Raw genomic sequence first — 21169 nt, 5'->3', positions numbered from 1 at the left:
AGTGAACACAGCAATAATTAAACAATGGTTTAATGACTATATTGAATTTGGTGATGGAAAGGGGTGGCGTAAAGATTATGAAAATACCTTCAATAAGGTACAGGAAATAAAACAAAAGCTGAATAATGGTTATAAGTTAAGTGCCCAAAATGATTTTGATTTTTTAAGTGAACTTTTGAAAAATGATGCAAATGGGGTTGCATCTAAAGGACAATCAAATCTCGCAAACGAAGTATTTGATAAGATCATTCAGGATGTGGAATTTCTTAATGTTGTAGAAAAACTTATTCAACAACCTAACGAAGAGACATATAAAGCGTTGAATAGTTATGGTGGTCAATTACTCACTCAGTTGGGTAGTACTCAGCGACCTTTATTGTTCAATCGAGCATGTGCTTCATGTACTTTAGATGTTTCAACAATTGTTGATCGGAATAAATTTCATCAATTCGTTGAGTATGTAACAACTCAACAAATCATAGATTTTCCTCAAGAAATCAGAGAGAAAAATTGGTATGTAAAGAATGTATATTTAGTTCAGAAAATTAGAGAGATATTAAAGGTAGAACTTGAATCAGGTCAAACAGATATATTTTGGTTAAATATGTTCTTGTGGGAAATGTATGCTGAGAAAGTGGCGACAAATTTTAATTCAAAAAATGCAGTCGATTATCTGAATGAGAGATATCCAAATACATATACAAGCACGAAACATATAGCATCGTTTAAAACATCTCAAGGCCGAGAGTTAGCATTAGATCCTAAAGCAAAAACGCCTGTAATTTTCTGTGATGCAGAACCACCGATAGAACTTAAATTACCAATTAAAAAAGCCTATTTAGAAGCCGATACTCGAAATCATCATTTGTCCACACATGCCAAATCATTGATGCTGGGTAATAAAACGTATTCTATTATTGTGGGTACACTTGATGATTTAGAAAAGCTTTGTGATTGGTATGAACAAAGTGATGATCAGACCACAGCGCTTGAGAAAAAGGTACAGCAATTTTTAACGCTTTGGCCAATTGAAGGTTTAAAGAGTTTATCTATACAAGATTATCATCAAGCCCAAAATAAAGACTGTTTCATTGCTCAGATTGACAGTTTTGATCCAACACAAGGTAATCCTACCTTTGCCAACTATTTTGATATCTGGGAGCCAATCAGCTTAGGAAAGGATGATAAATATCATAATGAGAAGCCGTATTCATGGCATAAACGACTAGGGAATGATGCAGGGTTAGCATTTGAAACCCTCAAACAGGAAATACTTGATATTGTAGATGCTGTTCAGCGCCGTGACTTAAACGCAATTGATCAAATTCAGTTTCCTAAAGGTCTCAAATGGATGATTGCATTCTTATATCAAGATTTTAATGATCCTTGCATTATCCCGATTGTAAGTAAGGTCAATTCTAAACGTATTGGTTATGACCACTTATATCCAAAATTACCACTACCAGAGTTTTTACCAATTTTATTGGAAGATCGGGGCGAAAAAGCATTTTTCCCATATGTGGAAAAACTTTTTGCGATGGTCAGAAAAGCCTATTTGGATAACAAACAAAATAAACAGCAAATTGAAGAATTAATGGAAGAAGTCATGGCTCAACAACCTTTAAACCGTATTTTATTTGGTGCTGCAGGTACGGGTAAAACATACAATACTATTAACCATGCTTTAGCAATTTTAGAAGACAAAGATTTAACAGAAATTGAAAAACTAGAAAAGCAACTAGGTGGTAGAACAAGCCTAAAAGACTTGTTTGATAAATATAAAAATGAAGGGCGCATTAAATTTGTCACCTTCCACCAAAGCTTTAGTTATGAAGACTTTGTTGAGGGGATACGGGCAGAAACTAATGACATTGGACAGTTAAGCTATGATGTTAAATCAGGTGTGTTTAAGGAAATTTGTGAAGATGCTAAAATAGAAATAGACGCAAAGCAAAACAATGCACTAGTACCGATTGAGGCGAGTATAAATAGTACGATTGATAAGCTCATTACTCAGGCTAAAACTGAGGAAAAGAAGTTTTATACTAAACGTGGTGCAGAAATTAAAGTATCAAGTAATTCAGCAGGGACGTTATTTGCTCTTACATCTTCGGGTAGTAATATTCCATTATCTTTTAGGCATATTCGTAATTACTTGAAAACACAAAATGAAATGATTGTGGATCAAAAGAGCTATGAATGGGCAATTGCAAAGTCTCTACGTTCAGAAGTTCAATATTCAGATACTAATGAAAAAGTAAAACCTTATGTTCTCATCATCGATGAAATCAACCGAGGCAATATTTCACGTATCTTTGGTGAGCTCATTACTTTAATTGAAGACTCTAAACGTCAAGGTGCTGAGGAAGAATTATCAGTAACATTGCCATACTCAAAAGAAGAGTTTTCTGTACCAAGTAATGTCTACATCATCGGCACAATGAACTCATCAGATAGATCTTTAACAGGTTTAGATATTGCTTTACGCCGCCGTTTTACCTTCATTGAAATGCCACCGAAGCCAGAGCTATTAAATGATTTAGAAGTAGAGGGTCTAAACATTGGTGAACTATTAAAGGTAATAAACCAACGTATAGAAGTGTTATTAGACCGAGATCATTGTATTGGTCATGCCAACTTTATGAGTTTGAAGAAACAACAAACTCGAGAGCATTTAGTCGCGATATTTAAACAGAAAATTATTCCTCAATTACAAGAATACTTCTTCGATGACTGGGCAAAGATTAATTTAGTATTCTTCAATAATGGTATGGTTGTTGAGGATAAAAACATCAATACGGCAGGATTATTTCCACCGAATACAGAACAGGATATGCATTATTCTGAACAAAAGAAAATTTGGAAAATCAATGATGAAGCATTTAAATCTATAGATGCATTTATTTCTATACTCGGTTCAAAGGTATAAATCCTTATGCCTGATTTTACTGTCCGAGAATATGCCTTCCTAAGCGTTGCTTACGAAGGTTGTCCAAAGTCTAGCTTGGCACATGCTTATATTCCTGAAAAAGTGTTTGAGCATCTATGCGAGCTTTCGTCATCCTTTTCTAAGCACGGCGCGAAAGTATTTGAACTTGCAGGGCGAAGAAAGCTGAAGCTAGATCAATATGTCGGTGTGATTGAAACGCCGTGTGGTACACGTATAGAAATATTACCGAAGCATGTAGAGCTCAATGGGACAAGTGATCAAGAGATTATTTTAGAAGAACGCAAACTCTTGCAAAAAATGCTGAGTGTATCTTTGCATTTACCTTATAGAGAAGCAGGGAGTGCTAATTTAAATCGTTTTAAACAGCCTTTACATGAATGGATTATTACCCAGTTCCTCGCTGCATTCGAGCGTTTGGTTCAACGTGGTCTACGTTTTGACTATAACCGTGTCCAAGAGGAACAAAAGTTTTTACGTGGGCAATTGCAGTATATGAAATACATGCGTCAGTCGCCTGCAAAGAAGCATATCTTCCCAATTGAACATGATGTATATGAAGTCAATCGACCTGAGAATAGGTTGATTCGTACAGCCTTGGAGATCATCTGTAAAAAGACTAAAGATGCAAGTAACTGGAAATTAGCTCAAGAATTGCGCTTGATGACGAGTGAAATACCACGAAGCCAAAAGATTCAGCAGGATTTGAGACAATGGCAAACCGGGCGGTTGCTAGCACTATACGCTGAGATCAAACCTTGGACGGAGCTGATTTTAGGTGAATACATGCCTGTATCTACACAAGGTGAATGGCGGGGTATGAGTTTGTTATTTCCTATGGAAAAGCTGTTTGAGCATTTTGTGGCTTATCATTTGCGCCTCGGATTGCCTGAATATCAGATCAAAACACAGCATGCGACGGAACATATTTGTGAGCATGAAACCAGTAAGATATTTAAGTTAAAGCCTGATATTTTTATTGATCGCTCTCAAGCCAATGCGAAAAGCATTGTTATGGATACCAAGTGGAAGCTGATAGATCAAAATGATCGTAGTGGACGGTATGGTTTAAAAGATAGCGATATTCAACAGATGTTTGCGTATAGCCACTATTATTTGAAACATGAAAGTGAAGTGATATTGGTTTATCCATACCGAGCAGAAAAGTTCACACGACCTTTGGATGATTTTGACTTTAGGCATACAGAAGGTGCAAAACTTCGAGTGGTACCATTTAACTTAGATGAACCACAAAATTTCAAAATTATTTAAGGTGAAGGTTGTGTGTTTACTACAATATTTTGTATTTAAAATCAGGTGTTTAATGATTAGGTGCGAATTTATGTGCTTAATCATACATCATACGGAATTTGTATTAATAAAACAACGACGCATATTTGGGTAACAATAATATGAATGCAATCGATGATATTTTAGTTTTATAAGAAAATTACATAAGTGCATTAAATTTAATAACTTTTATTTAAATGAATAAAGTTGTATGTACTAAAGAAAAATTGTAGTTGATCAATTTCTAAAAATTAAGAAAGGTGTATTCTGTATTAGCTTTAAAACTCGAAAATATTAAAATGGATTTTTCAAAATATCTTAAATTGTATTCAAAAAACATTTTATATGGGCAAAAAATAAAATTAAGTTAAAGGAGATAATAAATACCTTATTTCATATTTTTATAGTATTTTATTAAAATATTCGACTGATTTTTCAGTTTAAAACATCAATTTTGAATTTTAGATTCTTTAATTTTTATAAACCCCACTTAAACAATCACTTATTCATTATTTATTCTTACTTTTTAATGATCTAATTTAAAACAAATGTCATTTTGTGTGCTTGACTGCAACAGGGTTGGGCACTATTCTTTGCCTGCTGGCCACATTGCCAGCCGGCTTTGACAGGCTGAATATTATCTCCCGCATCAGAGCTTTTCCTTCTGAGGAATAGTTTTGTGTGTGGTGTGCCACTCGTCTCTTTCCCGTAGCGGTAGGACGGGAGAGGGACACCTTCGGGTGTGCTAGTTTGAGATAATACTAGTCTGTCAACCTTCTTCCGTTCTGCCACCATAATTCTATAAATGTCTGGCAGAACTCCCAATAAAAAGGAGTTGGCTTTGCACATCCATTATTTCTTGGCAACCTTTGCCAAAAGCTATAACGACACCACTTAAAAATTTAAAGCAGCTTGATCACCTTTAGGGTTTTCAGGCTTTCAGTCATTACGGCTCAAAAAACTTGCATCAACAATAAAACTTGAGATGTGTCAAGCACAGTCTTTATGGCTTTGCTATGCCTTTTTTTCAGCTTTAAAAAAGTGAAAGGCTTTTATATCTCATTTATATACAACAAAAATTTAATTTATAACGGTAAAACTATGCCAAATTTAACTCTCCCAGCACGTGCTGTAAAAGTTGTAAATAACGGGATTCAGGTATTTCATCACGGTGGGTTTCACACAGTCGGTGTCGACAAAATCGTGAGAGAAACTGAAATAACGAGAATGACGTTTTATAACTACTTTCACTCTAAAGAGCGGTTTATTGACATTTGTTTAGTTGTACAAAAAGAACGTCTCCAAGACCAAGTCATTGAAATGGTCGAATATGACCATTCCACAAGTGCGTTAGATAAACTTAAGAAACTATATTATCTACATAGTGATATAGACGGGCCATATTACCTATTATTTAAAGCCATTTTTGAAACTAAAAATAGCTACCCAAACGCGTACACAACCGCCGTGAGGTACAGAACATGGCTCACCAATGAAATTTATAGCCAGCTTAGATTAGTTAAAACTGATGTTTCATTTACCGATGCCAAACTCTTTTTATATATGATTGAAGGCGGAATTATTCAACTTTTAGGTTCGGATGGAGCAGACGACAAAGAGCAGATGCTTGAATATTTTCTGCGGGCTCTAACTTATAACAAATAAACTTGATAGCTTTGTATGACTGAAAAAGCCCTAAATTAAAGTAATTTAAGGCTTTTTAGTGCAGCGATAAATAGAGTACTTGGTAAATGTAGATAAAGAAAAAGAGTAATTTAGCGGCTAAAGTTTTATTAACTTAATGATAATTTGAAAAATGCTGCTTTAAAGAATTTAAAAAAAGTTCAACCTTCTTTGGAACTCTCGATCCATAAGGTGTGGTTGCATAAAAATAAAGATCAGAGTTTAAAAGGGTTTTTGAATAATTAATAATAATTCCCTCATCTTCATATTTTTTTGCTAGAAAGTCAGGTGCAAATAAAATACCCTGATTTCTCTTACAAAGTTCTAGAAGAATTTCTATATTATTACATGTCAATTTGGGTATTGAGTTAATAATATTATTTTTTAAATCATCTTTAGAATATAGTAAAATGCTATGCTCTCTAAGCTCTTCTATATTTTTCGGTTTTCCATATTTATTTAAATATGCGTCTGTTGCATAAAAGCTTCTTTTATACGTGTTTAAAATAAAAGTATTTTGCTCTTCAATATTTTCTTCAACTTTTAAAATCACATCAAATTTATGAGGATTGATATGAGTGGAGTGGTCTGAAAACATAAGATCAATTTCAATATGGGGATATTTGATTAGAAAATTAGAAATGACATCTGAAAAGCGCGTTTGGATAAAGGCATGTGGAGCACTAATTTTGAGTAAGCCTTCTGGGTACTTCTGGTCGTATACAAAGTCATGGGCTGCTAAATCTAACTCTTTCACAATCACTTTGCATCGCTTATAGAACTTTTCTCCAGAGCGAGTCAGGTCCACCTTTCGGGTGTTGCGTATAAATAATGATGTATTAAATAGACTTTCTAAATAAAAAATTCTTTTTGAAACTTGATCTCTCGTAATGCCTAAATTTCTAGAAGCATGACTAAAATTTCCATTCTCTACCACACTTATAAAAGTATTAATACAGTCTATTTTATCCATCAAATTTTAAAGGCTAAATGATCTTGCCGCTAAATTATATGAGGAATATCTGTATATCAATCATTGTATCTTTTTAGAATACAGTTTGTATTTAAATAAATATCTAGTAGTTTACACGGATTTTTGATTTTATATACCGTGAGTTATTTGGTTTTTTAAAGGTTAATAAAATATTTAAAACTATTTAAATTATCTTATTTTTATAAAGATAATTTTATAAATTAGATCATGAATATTGCATATTTTATGAACTTTTATTAATGCATGAAACTTATATTTTTTAAATATTAAAACTATGAGATTTCAAAAAGGTAAATAGATGAGTGACTTGATTAATAATAACCCAGTATGGGTAAAAAAGATCTTATCAATTCATGGATTGCTTCCGCTACTTCGACTTGCACTCGTTTCAGCGTATTTAGTGGGGGGAATTAATAAATTCATCGGATTTCATGCGGCTATTGAAGAGCAGGCGAGTTTTGGTTTACAGCCTGCTTGGCTTTGGGCAGCTACCGCTATTTTTATTGAAATTGTTGGTTCGCTCTTAGTTATTTTTAATCGTTTTGTCTGGTTAGGAGCAGGGGCTTTAGGCTGTCTAACTGCCATAGCAATGCTCGTTGCAAACGACTTTTGGAATCATACAGGCTCAGCATTTTTTAGTACGTTTAATAGTTTCTTCGAACATCTTGGGCTCATCGCTGCGTTGGTGATGGTCACCATTCTTTCTAATCAATCTCCAAAATCACAATAAGTTTAAGCATCTCATTTAAACAGGAGCATTTTATGCGTAAATCATTATCAGCATTGCTTTTAAGCACCATGCTAGTGGGCACAAATGTTGCCCTAGTTCCTCAAGTTTTTGCCAAAACAACAACAAGTATAAAAAGTGAGGCGCCCGGTGTAGCCCCCCAATACGATACAACGCATGTTTATGTAAACCCTGAAGACTTTGACAAATTTACCGATAGTTTGGTCGCAACATTCGGTGGCACCAAGTCGAAACAAGGTGTTTTCCAAGTCACACCAACACCGAGCCAGACGATGTCTCAGCTTGTATTGACCCCAGTAGGTACATTGTCTGTATTTGGTTTTAAAACCCCAATTCCATATCCGTTTGGTTTGGAAAGAACAGGCTATTTAGTCAAAGATATGGATGCGGCAGTACAGGCTGCCAAGGCAAATGGGGCAGATGTCATTGTAGACGCTTTCCCAGACCCAATTGGGCGTGATGCGATTGTCCAATGGCCGGGTGGCGTAAATATGCAGCTCTATTGGCACACGACTAAGCCTAACTATAACCAGTTAGAGACTGTTCCAGAAAATCGTATTTATGTTTCAAAACAAAGTGCCGACTCGTTTGTTAAGAAGTTCGTGAGTTTCTCGCACGGTAAAGTCGTTTCCGATAATTCTAAAGCTGCAGGTATAGAAATTGGTCGCCCAAATGAAACGTATAGACGTATTCGCGTTGAGTCTGACTTTGGCAAAATGACAGTGTTCGTGACCAATGGTCATCTTCCTTATCCGTATGGGCGTGATATGACGGGTTATGAAGTTAAAAACTTATCTGAAACTTTAGATAAAGCCACAAAAGCAGGTGCATCTGTTTTGGTTAATGCTTATAAGTCGGATGGTCGTGAGTCAGCAATGGTGCAGTTCCCGGGCGGTTATATCGCTGAAATTCATGCGTCTATCAAATAATTTATAGCCTAAATGATCGATTGAAATTTGCACTCATGTTGCCTAAGAGCAGTATGAGTGCAAAACACCAAGTCTCTGCAACGACCTATTTATTACTATGGATAACACTTGATGGCCTCGCATGTTTTTAAAGATAGAACATATCGAACTAAGCACTCAGAGACTTACCTTAAAATAATAAAAATGAGTCTGTTATTAACCAGCAGTTTATTTTTCTACGAATCTGCTTATGCAGAAAATGAAGTTTCAAACACAAATGCATGTCCAACTCGTCCAAAAATCTCAACGAATCGTTGGCAAGAAAATTGGGATGTTTTAAAAAATCCGTGTGTGCCAAAGAAAATAGGAGACGACTTCAAATATATACCTTTTGGTGATCATAATTATTTATCACTCGGGGCAAATATTCGTGAACGTTTTGAAGTCAATAATAATGCCAAGTTTGGTACTGGAAATAATCAGGCTGATAGTTATTTAATTCAAAGATTACAAGCGCATGCAGATGTAAGAATAGGTGATCATTTACAATTATTTACCCAGCTAAGTGATGCCCGTGCGTTTGATAAAAAGAATATTACCAGTACCGATCAAAATAGACTCGATATAGAACAAGCCTTTATTGCGTGGGTGAGTCCTTTAAATAATGGAACTTTTAAATTTAGAGTCGGCCGTCAAGAAATGGCTTTTGACTTACAGCGCTTTATTTCAAATAGAGAAGGCCCAAACGTTCGGCAAGCCTTTGATGGCGTATGGTCAGGTTATGAATATGGTGACTGGAGAATTTTAGGTTATCTCACCAGACCTGTTCAGATAGAAAAAGATTCCACCTTTAATGACCACTCAAAAAGCAATTTAAGTTTTAGCGGCTTTCGCCTAGATAAACAAAAGGTATGGGATGGCGAGTTGTCGGGCTATTACTCGCGTTATGAACGAGATAATGCAGCCTTTCCAAGTATTAAGGGCAATGAGGTTCGAGATTTATATGATCTTCGTCATATGGGTAAAAAGAATAATGTCGATTGGGATGTTGAAGGCATGCTTCAGCATGGAAAAATCGGTGGGCAAACAATTCAAGCTTGGGCGCTGAGTAGTATTACGGGATACACTTTTGCTGACCAAGCGTGGTCACCGCGTTTAGGGCTTCAGTTTGATATTGCCACAGGCGACAAAAGTACCAACGATAATCAACTTAATACCTTTAACCAGCTTTTTGCAAATGGCTCATATTTTACTTTGGCGGGTTATAGTGGTTATAGCAATATTATTCACCTAAAACCGTCTCTGACGCTCAAGCCTTCCGAAAAACTTACTCTGTTAAGTGCCTTAGGTTTTCAGTGGCGTGAAACCACCAAAGATGCGATTTATTTCCAAGGCAATAACAGCATGGCAAATACCGCGGGACAAGGTTCGAGCTGGACTGGGGCATATATTCAACTCAGAGCAGATCGAAAAATTAATTCCAATCTGTCTGTGGCTGCCGAAGGCGTTCACTTTGAGGTTGGTGATACCATTAAGAAAGCGGGTGGTAAAGACGCAAACTATTTAGGTCTTGAGCTTAAATATGGTTGGTAAAACGAGAAGAGTAAAAATATGAGCACAGAATTAAAGCAAACTAAAATTGGGTGTTACCAAAATTTAAATATTGAACTCGTGACTTGGGACTGTACCACGGCCGAGGTTGAGCTTTCCTGTGCTTGTATTTTTGAACATGAAATGGATAACCGTTCTTTTTCTGGTGGTTTGGCGCATTTAGATGAAGCTCTAAACGGCAGACTATATGAAATACGGAAAAATAACTGGTTTAGTGCAAAACTGAATGATGTTCTTTTAATAAATCAAACGCCTTCAACCATACAGGCACCTAAAGTTTTGCTTATAGGCATGGGGGCACCAGAAGATTTCACGATAGAGCGAATCGAGACAGCGATAAAAACTGTTGTAAAGACAGCACATCAACTGGAACTCAAAAGTGTGGCATTTGCGCCGAGTCTTTTAGATACAGGTCTGAATCCTCCCGCAGGTTTAAATGAACTTATGCTAAGAAGTTTAAAAGAAGAATTAGACCGCCATCATGAGCTTTATCTGCAAAAATTAGTCAAAAAATCTGAAATTGAAAAATGGGTATTTGATGCCGGTTTTCAAAATTATGAGACGAAGGCTGAGCAATATATCGCGTCTTTTGCCAAAGTTTTTATTTAAGATTCATTCTGATTTTAAAAACAAAATTCAGTAAAGCATTATGAAAAGGAACATGATTTTAATTTAACTGCATCAGCCTGAGCGATGCAGTTAAATGTAAAGATTAAGAAATTTCTAAAATTTTCTGAGCGATATATAAGTCTTGGATCGATAAACCTGAACTGTCATAAATTGTGATTTGTTCCTGAGACTTTCTGCCTTGGGCATTTGCTAAAAGCACATCACCTATATTGATTAAGGTTGCAGACTCAGGCGTGTGTTGAAATTCACCAATGAGTTTAGACTGGACATTAAGGTCGCAAAATAAACCACTATGTGAAAATAGCTCTGGTGGAAGCTCTTGTTTGCCATGTTTATCAGAACCCATCGATGAAATATGAGTACCAGCTTTAACCCATTCAGCTTTAAAAAGAGGAGTGTGCGAAGAGGTTGCAGTCACAATAACATCAGCCTGTTCACAGGCTTCTTTTGCACTCGTAATTTGAAGCTTAACGCCTAAGTGTTTGAGGGCATCTGCCATTTTTTCAGCTTTACTTGAGTCGCGTCCAACTATCAAAATCTGTTCAAAATTTCTAATTCTCGCTAAAGCCTCACACTCATATTTGGCCTGATTTCCTGTACCAAATATAGCTAATACTTTTGAATCTTTTCTTGCAAGTACGTGGGTCGCAACAGCATTAGACGCTGCTGTCCGAAACGCATTGACTTTGCCTGCTTCGATGGCAGCTGCCATTTTTCCATTGGATTGATTAAATAATAAAATGAGTGCGTTATGGCGAGGTAAACCATGTTTAGGGTTATCTTCCCAAAAAGAACCAACTTTAAGGCCAGCCAAGTGCTGGGTCGCCGATGACTTAATACTAAATGTATTTTTACTATCGGAACCTTGACCGTGAACCACAGCAAAACTTTTAGTGTCAGGTTGAATTGCAGCAATTAAAGCTTGGTAAATGGCGTCATAAGCCAGTTCATGATTGATGAGAGCAGCAGATTCAGACTCAGAAATAAATCTCATCATATCTCCAAAAGTTTATTTAAATTAAGACATGAGCAAGCCGAGAGACGAGTAGCATGTAATGCCTATCTATGACGCATTAACTGACATCCTAGATAGACATTGGCTTTTATTAAGCGGATAAAAAATCTACATATTTAGAAATATCGACATTCCCGCCACTAATAATGATGCCTATACGTTTGCCTTTTAACTCATGCTTTAAATTACGCGCAGCAGCAAATCCGAGACAGCCTGTCGGTTCAACGACCATTTTCATTCTTTCAGCAAAGAACTTCATACAGCTAATGAGGTCTTCATCTTCTACTGTCAAAATGTCATCTACATTCTTTTGAATAATAGGGAATGTTAGTTTGCCTAGATATTGAGTTTGAGCACCATCGGCAATGGTTTGCGGCGTATCAATATGAACAATTTCTCCTTTTCTAAAAGACATTTGTCCATCATTTCCTAGAGCAGGTTCAACACCATATATTTTACAGTTAGGCGAGAGCTGGCGAGCAGACAGGGCAGAACCTGCCAATAAACCACCACCACCTAAACATACAAACAGATAATCTAAGTCACCCACTTCTTCAAATAACTCTTTTGCAGCCGTTCCTTGTCCAGCAATTACATGAGGATGGTCATAAGATGGAATGAGTGTCAGGCCATTTTTTTCAGCTATTTCTTTTCCAATTTTTTCCCGATCTTCTGTATAGCGATCAAATTCAACAATATCGGCGCCGTATTCTCGCGTTGCTGCCATTTTTGCGGCAGGTGCATCTTGCGGCATAACGATTATGGCTGGAATACCAAGAGTTTTTGCTGACAGTGCAATCGCTTGTGCATGGTTTCCCGAAGAGAAAGCAACCACGCCCGCTTTTTTTTGAGCATCATTGAATTGCAAAAGCGCATTCATTGCACCACGAAATTTGAAAGCGCCAACACGCTGAAAATTCTCACATTTAAAAAATACTTCTGCTTCAAATTTATTGTTCACAGTACGTGAAGTTAAAACAGGAGTTTTATTTGCAAAACCTTTTATACGTTCAGCAGCGGCTGCGACATCTTCATAAGTGGGAAGGGTTAAATTTTTCATAATTAAACCTAATGCTATTCAATGTTTTCGGATGCAAGATTTACTATTGCTCAAGCAACGCACAATATACTGACCTTGTTTAGATAAAATATATATATTTAGATAAAATGTCTAATTTTATTTTCTAATGTGATAACAATGAGATATAAGATTTTGATTTACATTAAGTTTAAAATTAGATAAAAAGTCTAAATTACTATTGCATGCTTTACGTTAGGGTTTGAAATAGTAACTAAGTCATTAGGAGGAAATACATTGGGCAATCGTGATAAACATTTACTCACTCAACTAGATACTATCGCGAAGGGGCTAAGTGAAACGCTATTTCCTTTTTGCGAAGTTGTTGTCCATGACTTAACAAATCCTGAGCATGCCATACTCTCTATACATAACAATTTATCTGGTCGAAAAATTGGAGATCCAGCAACCGAGTTAGGGCTGGCTAGAATCATGTCTCCAGAGTTTCCAAACCTCATTTCAAACTACGCAAACCAATTTGCAGATGGTCGGCCCGCCAAAAGTACATCTATTGGAATTAAAGATGAAGAAGGGCAATATGTGGCCGCTTTATGTATGAATATAGATTTAACCCTATTTAGGGGAATGCAAAGTGCTCTAGATCAGTTCACTAAAATTGAAACTGACAACATTATTGAAAATCTTGAGCCGAATGGTACAGAAGCAATTCGAAGATATATCGATCAATTTGCCTCAAAACATGCTACGACACCGCGTATGTTAAAACTCAATGAGCGAAAACAGTTAATACATGAACTCAAGAGTAATGGCTTATTAGACATTAAAAAGGCCGTGGAAACGGTTGCTCAGCATTTAGGTATATCTAGAGCAAGTGCCTATTTATATGTGAAGGAAACTCAAAACGATTTTTAATCATTTATAAAATGAGGGTGGTTTTATTTAAGCTATGTTGAGAGTGGTAGTGTGTAACTTTTGAGTTATTTTGAAAGGTTACTCATCCAGTTTTTACATTGAAAGTTTTGTGGTATTTATCAAAAAATAACTTGTTTAATCAACATACCTCATTTAAATAAAGAAGTAGGTGATACAGTAATCATCTACATAGATTTATTTAGGAGGTTGTTATTTGAAGGTGTTTTTTATTGTATTTATTACTATTTTTTCCAGCATCGGACTGTTTCTGTTAATTGCAGCTCTTCGCTATCGAAAGAATTATTCATCATCGGGTGAGCATGATTATTCATCGTCAGCAAACCATCATGTTCATGACAATAGCCATCATCATAGCTCAAGCTATTCAAATGATTGTTCGTCATCTTCGGACTCAGGCAGCTGCGATAGTGGCGGTAGTAGTGACTAAAAAGCCCTTTTATATAAAAGGGCTTTTAGCTATTTAAGGTAAATCAAACCAAATAAATTGACTGTCTTCAAGTGCATGAATCACGGCGTTATCTTCAAACACTAAAGCATCACCAGCTTTAACTTCTTGATCACCAATACGAATTACACCTGAAATCACATGAACGTAATTTACCCGTTTTGATGTTTCAACAGGAAGTTCATTTCCTTTTTCCAATACTGCAGATTTTACTTCTGCGTTTTGGCGAATGTGCATAGGTGCATTTGCTTCTGGGCCTGCAATTAAATGCCATTTATTTGGATCTTTACGTGGGTCCAAATTAATTTGTTGGTAGTTTGGCTCAGCTTCTTTTACGTCTGGAATAATCCAGATTTGTAATAGATGGACAGGTGTATCAGTGTTATTGATTTCACTGTGCGCCACGCCTGTACCAGCACTCATGAGTTGCCATTCACCAGCCTTAATTTGGCCTTCATTTCCCATCGTATCACGGTGTGAAATTGCACCATCAAGCACACAGGTTAAAATTTCCATGTTGTCATGAGAGTGTGTGCCGAAACCATTATGGGCATCAATTCTGTCGTCATTAATCACGCGTAATGCACTTACACCCATATATTTCGGGTTATACCAGTTACCAAATGAAAAGCTATGATAAGACTCTAACCAACCCGCTTTAACATGACCACGATCTTCACTACGATGCAAAAAAGCATTCATGACTCGATCTCCTCAAATTATTATTGATCTCTTGAGGACTATGTTAAACCTGTAGAATGAAGCTAAAAATAGAGTAGATGCAACATATTGTTGCGTTTTTAATATGATCGATATATCAATAAATATTCGTTTTAAATTTTAAGTATAAAAAAAGCCTGCATAAAGCAGGCTTTCTTTTTTTAAAGATTATTCTAAGAATTTAACAGTAACACCAGAACGTACTTTATTACCTAAATCGTTAGCATCCCAGTTGGTTAAACGGATACAACCGTGTGATGCAGTTTTAGAAATTAAAGACGGGTTTGGCGTACCGTGAATACCGAATGATTTTTTACTTAAACCAATCCAGATATTACCTACAGGAGCGTTAGGACCTGGTGGTAAAGAAAGTGGTTTTAAGTTTTTACCTTGTACGAAGTTCGAAGGTGAGTAGCTATACCAAGGGTTACGCGCAACACCAACTACCTTATAAGTACCGGTCGGAGATGGCGTATCAGTACTGCCAATTGTTGCAGGAAATGAGGCAATCATTTGATTGCGGCTATTAAACAGATACAACTGTTTAGCACCTTTATGCGCAATAATTAAATGAATGTCTTCTGGTAAGTCATTGCGTACGTTTGGAACGATAACTTTCTCACCAACTTTTTTGAAGGTTGCTTTCGGGTTTAATTTCTTTAAGAAACCTTCATCAATATGGAACTTTTCGCCCAACATTTCAGTCACACGCGTGTAGTACAAACCTTTCATTTTGGCTTGTAATGCGTAGTCAGAAGGAATTGACTCGGCATATGGACCTTTTAGGTCTGCATCAGTAATCGTGTATTCAATAAATGCTGGTTTTGTTTGTTTTGCAACAAGCGCATCCCAAGTTTCTTTAGTTAACTCGCCAGTAGGAGATAAACCATTCATTTGCTGGAAAGATGCAATTGCTTTTAGGGTGTTTTTACCGCTCATGCCATCAATCGCACCCGGTGAAGCATGCGCGTTATTGAGCATGACGTGGGCACGTGCATAAACTGGTAATTGACCTTTACCAATATTTTCATACCACTCAGCATTATTTAAGCCATCTAATGTCCATGAAACAGCTGGAGCAGAAGTAGTAGACTTAGATGCTGTTGTTGTTTTAGCTGGTGCTGTTGGTTCTGAAGCAGCAATGCCTGAGTCAGCATTTGGGTCTTCAGCTTTTTGCAAATTTTGTAATGTTGTAGACGCTCGATTTAAGTCATTTTGTTCTTGAGCAGTAATCTGTGTCTGGGCTTGAGCTTTAACAGTTGAAGCAGCATCTACAGCAAGCGGATCAATCGGATCTTCTACAGGAGCAGATACTTTTTTAGGAGTGACTGGTTGCTCAGTTGTTGACGCAGCCAAAGCAACATTAGCAATAATACAACTTAAACTCATAGCGAGTAATGAGCGAACAAACATGTAATTCAACCTTAAGAATTTTCATATAAGCAATAGGGTAAGAAGACTGATCCTAATGTTTATAAAATCACCAAAAACGCAATGTGTGCGTATTTAAGTATTGGTGAATTTAAGCATTAAAGGAATATCAATAAACCCGATGTAACATGTTGCAAGTATTGCAGAAAACCGAGCTACTTGCAGTAGACTTTTGTGTAAATATGCATTTTTTAGTAGATTGACAAGTTTTTTGTATGAAATTGAAATTATAAAAACATTCACCTTTTTGATATGATGCTGCCACATGAAAAAGATAGAGATCGGCAATGACGACACTTAAAAATGATCGTTTCTTACGTGCTTTATTACGTGAGCCTGTAGATACCACTCCAATATGGATGATGCGCCAAGCAGGACGTTATTTGCCTGAATATCGGGAAACACGCTCAAAAGCAGGTGATTTTCTATCTTTATGCAAAAATACAGAATTTGCTTGTGAAGTAACTTTACAACCTTTGCGTCGTTACGATTTAGATGCAGCAATTTTATTTTCAGATATTTTAACGATTCCTGACGCTTTAGGACTAGGTCTTTATTTTGAAACAGGCGAAGGCCCTAAGTTTCATAAAACGGTTCGTACTGAACAAGACGTAGCAAATTTACCGAAGTTAAATGCTAAATCTGATCTTGATTATGTCATGAATGCAGTAAGCACAATTCGCTCTGCTTTAGGTGGTCAGGTTCCACTGATTGGTTTTTCGGGTAGCCCTTGGACGCTGGCGACTTATATGGTTGAAGGCGGTTCAAGCAAAGAGTTCCGTTTTACCAAGCAAATGATGTATGCGCAGCCGGAAGTTTTGCATGCGTTGCTCGACCATTTAGCAGATTCAGTCATTGACTATCTAAATGCTCAAATTGATGCAGGCGCTCAAGCTATTCAGATTTTTGATAGTTGGGGTGGAGCTTTAGCACACCGTGAATATGTAGAGTTCTCACTGAACTATATGAAAAAAATTATCGCGGGCTTGCAACGTGAAAAAGATGGACGCCGTATTCCAGTGATTGTATTCACTAAAGGTGGTGGTCAGTGGCTAGAGCCAATGATCACAACAGGTGCAGATGCATTAGGTTTAGACTGGACGACACCATTAAATACAGCGCGTACAACTGTAGCAGGCCGTGTTGCCCTACAAGGGAACCTTGATCCGGCGGTTTTATATGGTTCAGCAGCTACGATTGAAAAATCAGTGAAAGCAATGCTGGATGATGCTTACGCAAATGGTGAAAAAACTGGCTATGTTGCAAACTTGGGGCATGGTATTACCCAATGGGTAGATCCAGCGCAGCCAAAAATCTTTGTAGATACAGTACATGAGTATAGTGCTAAATATCTAGGATAGTTTTTTGTGCAATATCTGTTTTTACCCCTTCAATTTATTGGCAAGGCTGTTTCGGCAGCCTTGTTTGGTATTTTGCTATTAATTGCTTTTGCTCTGACAGCTCCGATGGGAAGCCATGAATATATGGGTTTTTATCGTTATGATTATTTACTCATCTATGCGCTCATTATTCAAATTTGCTTGTTGTATTTAAAGCTTGAGTCATGGCAAGAAGCCAAGGTGATTGCTTTATTTCATATCATGGCAATGGTCATGGAAATCTTTTTGACACATCCTGGCATTGCTTCATGGCAATATCCGCAGCCGGCTGTGTTTAAAATTATTACTGTGCCTTTATTTGCAGGCTTTATGTACTCGGCTGTAGGCAGTTTCTTTGCTCGCTCAATCCGTTTATTTCAGGTTTCTTTTGAGAAACTTCCAAGTTTTGGAAGCATGCTTTTTCTCGCATTTTTCTCATATATTAATTTCATGAGTAAATTTTTTATTCCTGATATTCGCTATATTTTATTTGCTTTTAGTGTTTATATTTTCTGGAAAACTACACTTTATTTTCAAATAAATGAACGTAAATTTAAAACCCCGATGCTCCCAGTGTTGTTGACACTCGCTTTTGTTATTTGGGTCGCTGAAAATATTAGTACCTTTTATAAAATTTGGGTTTATCCAAGTCAGATTAATGCTTGGCATATGGTCGGGTGGGGTAAACTCGGTTCATGGTATTTATTATTACTACTAAGTTTAGTATTAGTTCTTAAAATTTTAGGTCATCGAGATAATCAAGGTAATTGGAATTTAAGATAAAAATTTCCTTTTCTCTTTTTATCATATTGTTTAATTTTTAATTGCTAAAAGACAAGCTTATCGTTATCTTTGAAGGGTGTAATAATAATTACACATAACAATACATAAGAAACAATCAATAATGATTTTTGGAGATATTCATCATGTTAAAAAAATTAGCTTTAGCTGCTTTGTTAGCAGCTGGTTCAAGTGTTGCTATGGCTGATAATGATGTAGGTTGTGGTGTGGGTACGCAAGTATGGGCAGGCAAAAAAGGAGTAGCGCCTAAAATTCTTGCTGCAACAACAAACGGTATTTTTACTAACCAATTATTAGGTATTACTTTCGGTACTTTAGGTTGCCGTCAAGGCGGAACAGTAACAGCTCAAGTTGTTACATTCACAAATGAAAATGCAGAAGCTTTAGCACGTGATATGGCTGTAGGCCAAGGTGAAAGCCTGAACGTTCTTGCTGAGTTAATGCAAATCAAACCACAAGACAAAGACCGTTTCTTCAAAGTTTCAAAAGCAAACTTTGGTGAAATCTATTCAACAAACAACCAAAACACACTTCAAGTATTGGCATCATTACAAAACGTAATGGCTAAAGATGAAGTTTTAAAAGCTTACGTATAAGTTTAAAATTGAAAACCCTGTCTTTTGGCAGGGTTTTTCTTATATTTAATGATAAAAATTGATGAGCTTAATGAAATCAGTTGTTTTAATTTTTGCCTCATTGGCAGTTAATATTGCGTATTCAGCAGAAATAAATCCATCTATTCAAAACTATTGGTCAGTTGCAGAACAAAAAAAATTAGACCAAGACATTACATGGCAAAGGCTCATGTATGCCAATAAAAACCATAACAGTGAAGTGAGTTATTCTGGTTATTTTATTGCAGAAAATGGAAAAAATCATTTAAAAGAAGAGTTAAAAGCCGATATCGCGGCATTGTTTACACCTGCACCAGATAACCAGTCAATTCGTTGTAAATTTCCAGCTCGTAGTCAGTGGCTTATAAAGCAATTAGGCATTCAAGAAAATGAATTGCCGCAAGTAAAATGCCCAGAGTTTGAAAACTGGATTGGCCAAATTAAGCCTTATAAAGCGACCTTAATTTACGCGACAGATTTTATGGGCAATCCGAGCTCCATGTTCGGGCATACCTTATTGCGCCTAGACCCTAAAGATCAACAGCAGTTAAACCTTGTTTCTTACGCCGTAAACTACGCAGCAACTGTAGCAGGTAACGACAACTGGTCATATGCATGGAAAGGTTTAACAGGGCAGTATCCGGGTGAATATTCACTTATGCCTTATTATCGTAAGGTAAAAGAATATGGTGATTTCGAGAGCCGTGATTTATGGGAATATGAGTTAAAACTATCCCCTGAAGAAACACGCTTTTTAGTGAGTCATATTTGGGAAATGCAACATGTAAGCTTCCCTTATTACTTTGTGAGTGACAACTGTGCTTATCGGTTATTAGGTTTAGTTGATTTAGTTAAACCTAAGTCTAACTTACAAGAAAAGTTTAATTACGCTTCTATTCCAATGGAAACCATTAAAGCGATGCATCAACAAGGGCTAACCAAAGCACCTGTGTATCGACCCGCTTTAGAAACTCAATTATTGGCCCAAGCTCATCAGCATGGTGCGTCTTTAGCAAAAGTTGCTCATAAAGTAGCAATGATGCCAACCAAGCAGTCTTCTGAAATACTTAAGTCATATAGTCAGCCAGATCAGGCCAAAATTCTTGAGATGGCTTACGATGATTTATATTTGCAATTCATTAGTCGAAAAGTTGAAGAAAGCGTTGCTCAACCACAGTTACGGCAGCTTTTGGCTTTAAGAAGTCAGATTGATTTAGATAAACAGCGTCAAGAACCGAAACGACCATCGACTGAGCCAACACAAGGCCATAATGCACGTAATGTTTCGCTAAAACTGGGCGAAGTGCAGGGTGAGCAGTTTATCGAAATTGGACATAGACAGGCTTACCATGACTTGATTGATCCTCAAGGGGGGTATCGAGCTGGTACCCAATTGCTCTTTTTAAATGGTAGTGCGCAGTGGCGTAACGATCACTTAAAGCTAGAGCATCTTGATCTGCTAGAAGTGAACTCTTATAACCCGTTTCAACCCTTTAAAACACCTCTCACTTGGGGATTTAACTTAGGTTGGCGTCAAGAAGCAGTCCATGACGGCGTTTATAGTGATGAAAAACAGCACGGTGTAGCAAGTTTTAATACCCAAGTCGGCTACAGTGTTGCAGACTATGAGCGTAAACATGTGTGCTATGGTCAAGTTCAAGCTTATGTTCAAGCGGGTTCAAATTTAGATAAAGGCTGGCGTGTGGGAATGGGCCCAACTTTAGGCTGTATGAACCAATGGTTTGAAAAGTTTAACTCAGTGGTACAAGTTGAGCTGCCATATTGGGAAGACCAAAACCAATGGAACTTACGCTTAAATACACAGTGGCAATATGCCATTAATAGCAACAATGCTATTCGTCTTAATTGGGATTATGAAAAACAAAATCATCTGGACTGGATGAAATCAAGCTTAGGATATGTCTTGTTCTTTTAAATAGTATGTTCATAAAAAAGAGAGAAGTAGATGAAGTCTATTTCT

Annotated in this window: 18 protein-coding genes; 13 read left to right on the top strand and 5 right to left on the bottom strand. The window is 36.7% G+C overall.

Annotation, left to right across the window (positions count from 1 at the left end; genetic code table 11):
* Position 1 precedes the first annotated feature (1 nt).
* The 3 genes from RMA95_RS01210 to RMA95_RS01200 all read left to right on the top strand — a co-directional run bounded on the left by RMA95_RS01210 (position 2) and on the right by RMA95_RS01200 (position 5902).
* Entirely contained in the window at positions 2 to 2929 is a 2928-nt protein-coding gene (locus RMA95_RS01210) for an AAA family ATPase (protein ID WP_311069362.1), read from the top strand.
* Positions 2930 to 2935: 6 nt separating this feature from the next.
* The gene (locus RMA95_RS01205; protein ID WP_311069361.1) at positions 2936 to 4219 is read left to right on the top strand and encodes an McrC family protein; all 1284 of its coding nucleotides are present in this window, start codon (positions 2936 to 2938) and stop codon (positions 4217 to 4219) included.
* Between the two features lie 1119 nt (positions 4220 to 5338).
* On the top strand, positions 5339 to 5902 hold the full coding sequence (locus RMA95_RS01200; protein WP_311069360.1) for a TetR/AcrR family transcriptional regulator: 564 nt from the start codon (positions 5339 to 5341) through the stop codon (positions 5900 to 5902).
* Between the two features lie 133 nt (positions 5903 to 6035).
* Here the strand turns inward: RMA95_RS01200 and RMA95_RS01195 are convergent, their stop codons facing one another.
* Positions 6036 to 6893, bottom strand: coding sequence for a LysR family transcriptional regulator (locus RMA95_RS01195; RefSeq protein WP_311069359.1), 858 nt, complete (start codon positions 6891 to 6893; stop codon positions 6036 to 6038).
* Between the two features lie 319 nt (positions 6894 to 7212).
* Between RMA95_RS01195 and RMA95_RS01190 the strand changes: the two genes are divergently transcribed.
* The 4 genes from RMA95_RS01190 to RMA95_RS01175 all read left to right on the top strand — a co-directional run bounded on the left by RMA95_RS01190 (position 7213) and on the right by RMA95_RS01175 (position 10790).
* Complete coding sequence (locus RMA95_RS01190; RefSeq protein WP_191110524.1) at positions 7213 to 7644, top strand: DoxX family protein; 432 nt, start codon at positions 7213 to 7215, stop codon at positions 7642 to 7644.
* A 32-nt stretch (positions 7645 to 7676) separates the two neighbouring features.
* Positions 7677 to 8591: a glyoxalase gene (locus RMA95_RS01185; RefSeq protein WP_151792139.1), complete on the top strand. Its 915-nt coding sequence runs from the start codon at positions 7677 to 7679 to the stop codon at positions 8589 to 8591.
* Between the two features lie 111 nt (positions 8592 to 8702).
* Positions 8703 to 10163, top strand: a complete 1461-nt coding sequence (locus RMA95_RS01180; protein WP_311069358.1) for an alginate export family protein — start codon at positions 8703 to 8705, stop codon at positions 10161 to 10163.
* 18 nt (positions 10164 to 10181) lie between these two features.
* Positions 10182 to 10790, top strand: a complete 609-nt coding sequence (locus tag RMA95_RS01175; protein ID WP_311069357.1) for a M17 family peptidase N-terminal domain-containing protein — start codon at positions 10182 to 10184, stop codon at positions 10788 to 10790.
* A 103-nt stretch (positions 10791 to 10893) separates the two neighbouring features.
* Here RMA95_RS01175 and RMA95_RS01170 read toward each other — a convergent pair whose 3' ends face one another.
* Positions 10894 to 11805 (bottom strand): ornithine cyclodeaminase family protein, encoded by a 912-nt coding sequence (locus tag RMA95_RS01170; RefSeq protein WP_311069356.1) that lies wholly within the window; start codon positions 11803 to 11805, stop codon positions 10894 to 10896.
* A 112-nt stretch (positions 11806 to 11917) separates the two neighbouring features.
* Entirely contained in the window at positions 11918 to 12886 is a 969-nt protein-coding gene (locus tag RMA95_RS01165; RefSeq protein ID WP_311069355.1) for a threo-3-hydroxy-L-aspartate ammonia-lyase, read from the bottom strand.
* A 255-nt stretch (positions 12887 to 13141) separates the two neighbouring features.
* Between RMA95_RS01165 and RMA95_RS01160 the strand changes: the two genes are divergently transcribed.
* Together RMA95_RS01160 and RMA95_RS01155 are read left to right on the top strand one after the other, a co-directional pair.
* Positions 13142 to 13777 carry a transcriptional regulator gene (locus tag RMA95_RS01160; RefSeq protein WP_107973347.1) on the top strand — a complete coding sequence of 212 codons (636 nt, stop codon included), beginning with the start codon at positions 13142 to 13144 and terminating at the stop codon, positions 13775 to 13777.
* Between the two features lie 320 nt (positions 13778 to 14097).
* Positions 14098 to 14262 (top strand): hypothetical protein, encoded by a 165-nt coding sequence (locus RMA95_RS01155; RefSeq protein WP_212511073.1) that lies wholly within the window; start codon positions 14098 to 14100, stop codon positions 14260 to 14262.
* Here RMA95_RS01155 and RMA95_RS01150 read toward each other — a convergent pair.
* Together RMA95_RS01150 and RMA95_RS01145 are read right to left on the bottom strand one after the other, a co-directional pair.
* Positions 14259 to 14945, bottom strand: a complete 687-nt coding sequence (locus tag RMA95_RS01150) for a pirin family protein (RefSeq protein WP_263614278.1) — start codon at positions 14943 to 14945, stop codon at positions 14259 to 14261. The genes RMA95_RS01155 and RMA95_RS01150 overlap by 4 nt on opposite strands.
* Positions 14946 to 15131: 186 nt before the next feature.
* On the bottom strand, positions 15132 to 16376 hold the full coding sequence (locus RMA95_RS01145) for a L,D-transpeptidase (RefSeq protein ID WP_263614277.1): 1245 nt from the start codon (positions 16374 to 16376) through the stop codon (positions 15132 to 15134).
* A gap of 305 nt (positions 16377 to 16681) precedes the next feature.
* Between RMA95_RS01145 and hemE the strand changes: the two genes are divergently transcribed.
* The 4 genes from hemE (at position 16682) to RMA95_RS01125 (ending at position 21124) form a co-directional block, all read left to right on the top strand.
* Complete coding sequence (hemE, locus tag RMA95_RS01140) at positions 16682 to 17755, top strand: uroporphyrinogen decarboxylase (RefSeq protein ID WP_262750959.1); 1074 nt, start codon at positions 16682 to 16684, stop codon at positions 17753 to 17755.
* Between the two features lie 6 nt (positions 17756 to 17761).
* The gene (locus RMA95_RS01135) at positions 17762 to 18556 is read left to right on the top strand and encodes a DUF817 family protein (RefSeq protein WP_311069354.1); all 795 of its coding nucleotides are present in this window, start codon (positions 17762 to 17764) and stop codon (positions 18554 to 18556) included.
* Between the two features lie 143 nt (positions 18557 to 18699).
* On the top strand, positions 18700 to 19170 hold the full coding sequence (locus RMA95_RS01130) for a DUF3015 family protein (RefSeq protein WP_000914197.1): 471 nt from the start codon (positions 18700 to 18702) through the stop codon (positions 19168 to 19170).
* 61 nt (positions 19171 to 19231) lie between these two features.
* Entirely contained in the window at positions 19232 to 21124 is a 1893-nt protein-coding gene (locus tag RMA95_RS01125) for a DUF4105 domain-containing protein (RefSeq protein WP_311069353.1), read from the top strand.
* Positions 21125 to 21169: the final 45 nt, after the last annotated feature.

It is taken from the genome of Acinetobacter sp. V110_1 (assembly GCF_031798975.1).
Lineage (GTDB): Bacteria > Pseudomonadota > Gammaproteobacteria > Pseudomonadales > Moraxellaceae > Acinetobacter > Acinetobacter nosocomialis_A.
The sequence above is the reverse complement of the archived record's forward strand: the minus strand, read 5'-3'. Positions and strand labels throughout refer to the sequence as shown.

Excerpts from the sequence above, each read along its gene's own strand:
- hemE (WP_262750959.1), top strand. The coding sequence starts at position 16,682 with ATGACGACACTTAAAAATGATCGTTTCTTACGTGCTTTATTACGTGAG.
- RMA95_RS01165 (WP_311069355.1), bottom strand. The coding sequence starts at position 12,886 with ATGAAAAATTTAACCCTTCCCACTTATGAAGATGTCGCAGCCGCTGCT.
- RMA95_RS01205 (WP_311069361.1), top strand. The coding sequence starts at position 2,936 with ATGCCTGATTTTACTGTCCGAGAATATGCCTTCCTAAGCGTTGCTTAC.
- RMA95_RS01175 (WP_311069357.1), top strand. The coding sequence starts at position 10,182 with ATGAGCACAGAATTAAAGCAAACTAAAATTGGGTGTTACCAAAATTTA.
- RMA95_RS01195 (WP_311069359.1), bottom strand. The coding sequence starts at position 6,893 with ATGGATAAAATAGACTGTATTAATACTTTTATAAGTGTGGTAGAGAAT.
- RMA95_RS01170 (WP_311069356.1), bottom strand. The coding sequence starts at position 11,805 with ATGAGATTTATTTCTGAGTCTGAATCTGCTGCTCTCATCAATCATGAA.
- RMA95_RS01190 (WP_191110524.1), top strand. The coding sequence starts at position 7,213 with ATGAGTGACTTGATTAATAATAACCCAGTATGGGTAAAAAAGATCTTA.
- RMA95_RS01185 (WP_151792139.1), top strand. The coding sequence starts at position 7,677 with ATGCGTAAATCATTATCAGCATTGCTTTTAAGCACCATGCTAGTGGGC.
- RMA95_RS01125 (WP_311069353.1), top strand. The coding sequence starts at position 19,232 with ATGAGCTTAATGAAATCAGTTGTTTTAATTTTTGCCTCATTGGCAGTT.
- RMA95_RS01180 (WP_311069358.1), top strand. The coding sequence starts at position 8,703 with ATGGCCTCGCATGTTTTTAAAGATAGAACATATCGAACTAAGCACTCA.
- RMA95_RS01155 (WP_212511073.1), top strand. The coding sequence starts at position 14,098 with ATGATTATTCATCGTCAGCAAACCATCATGTTCATGACAATAGCCATC.
- RMA95_RS01145 (WP_263614277.1), bottom strand. The coding sequence starts at position 16,376 with ATGTTTGTTCGCTCATTACTCGCTATGAGTTTAAGTTGTATTATTGCT.
- RMA95_RS01150 (WP_263614278.1), bottom strand. The coding sequence starts at position 14,945 with ATGAATGCTTTTTTGCATCGTAGTGAAGATCGTGGTCATGTTAAAGCG.
- RMA95_RS01200 (WP_311069360.1), top strand. The coding sequence starts at position 5,339 with ATGCCAAATTTAACTCTCCCAGCACGTGCTGTAAAAGTTGTAAATAAC.
- RMA95_RS01130 (WP_000914197.1), top strand. The coding sequence starts at position 18,700 with ATGTTAAAAAAATTAGCTTTAGCTGCTTTGTTAGCAGCTGGTTCAAGT.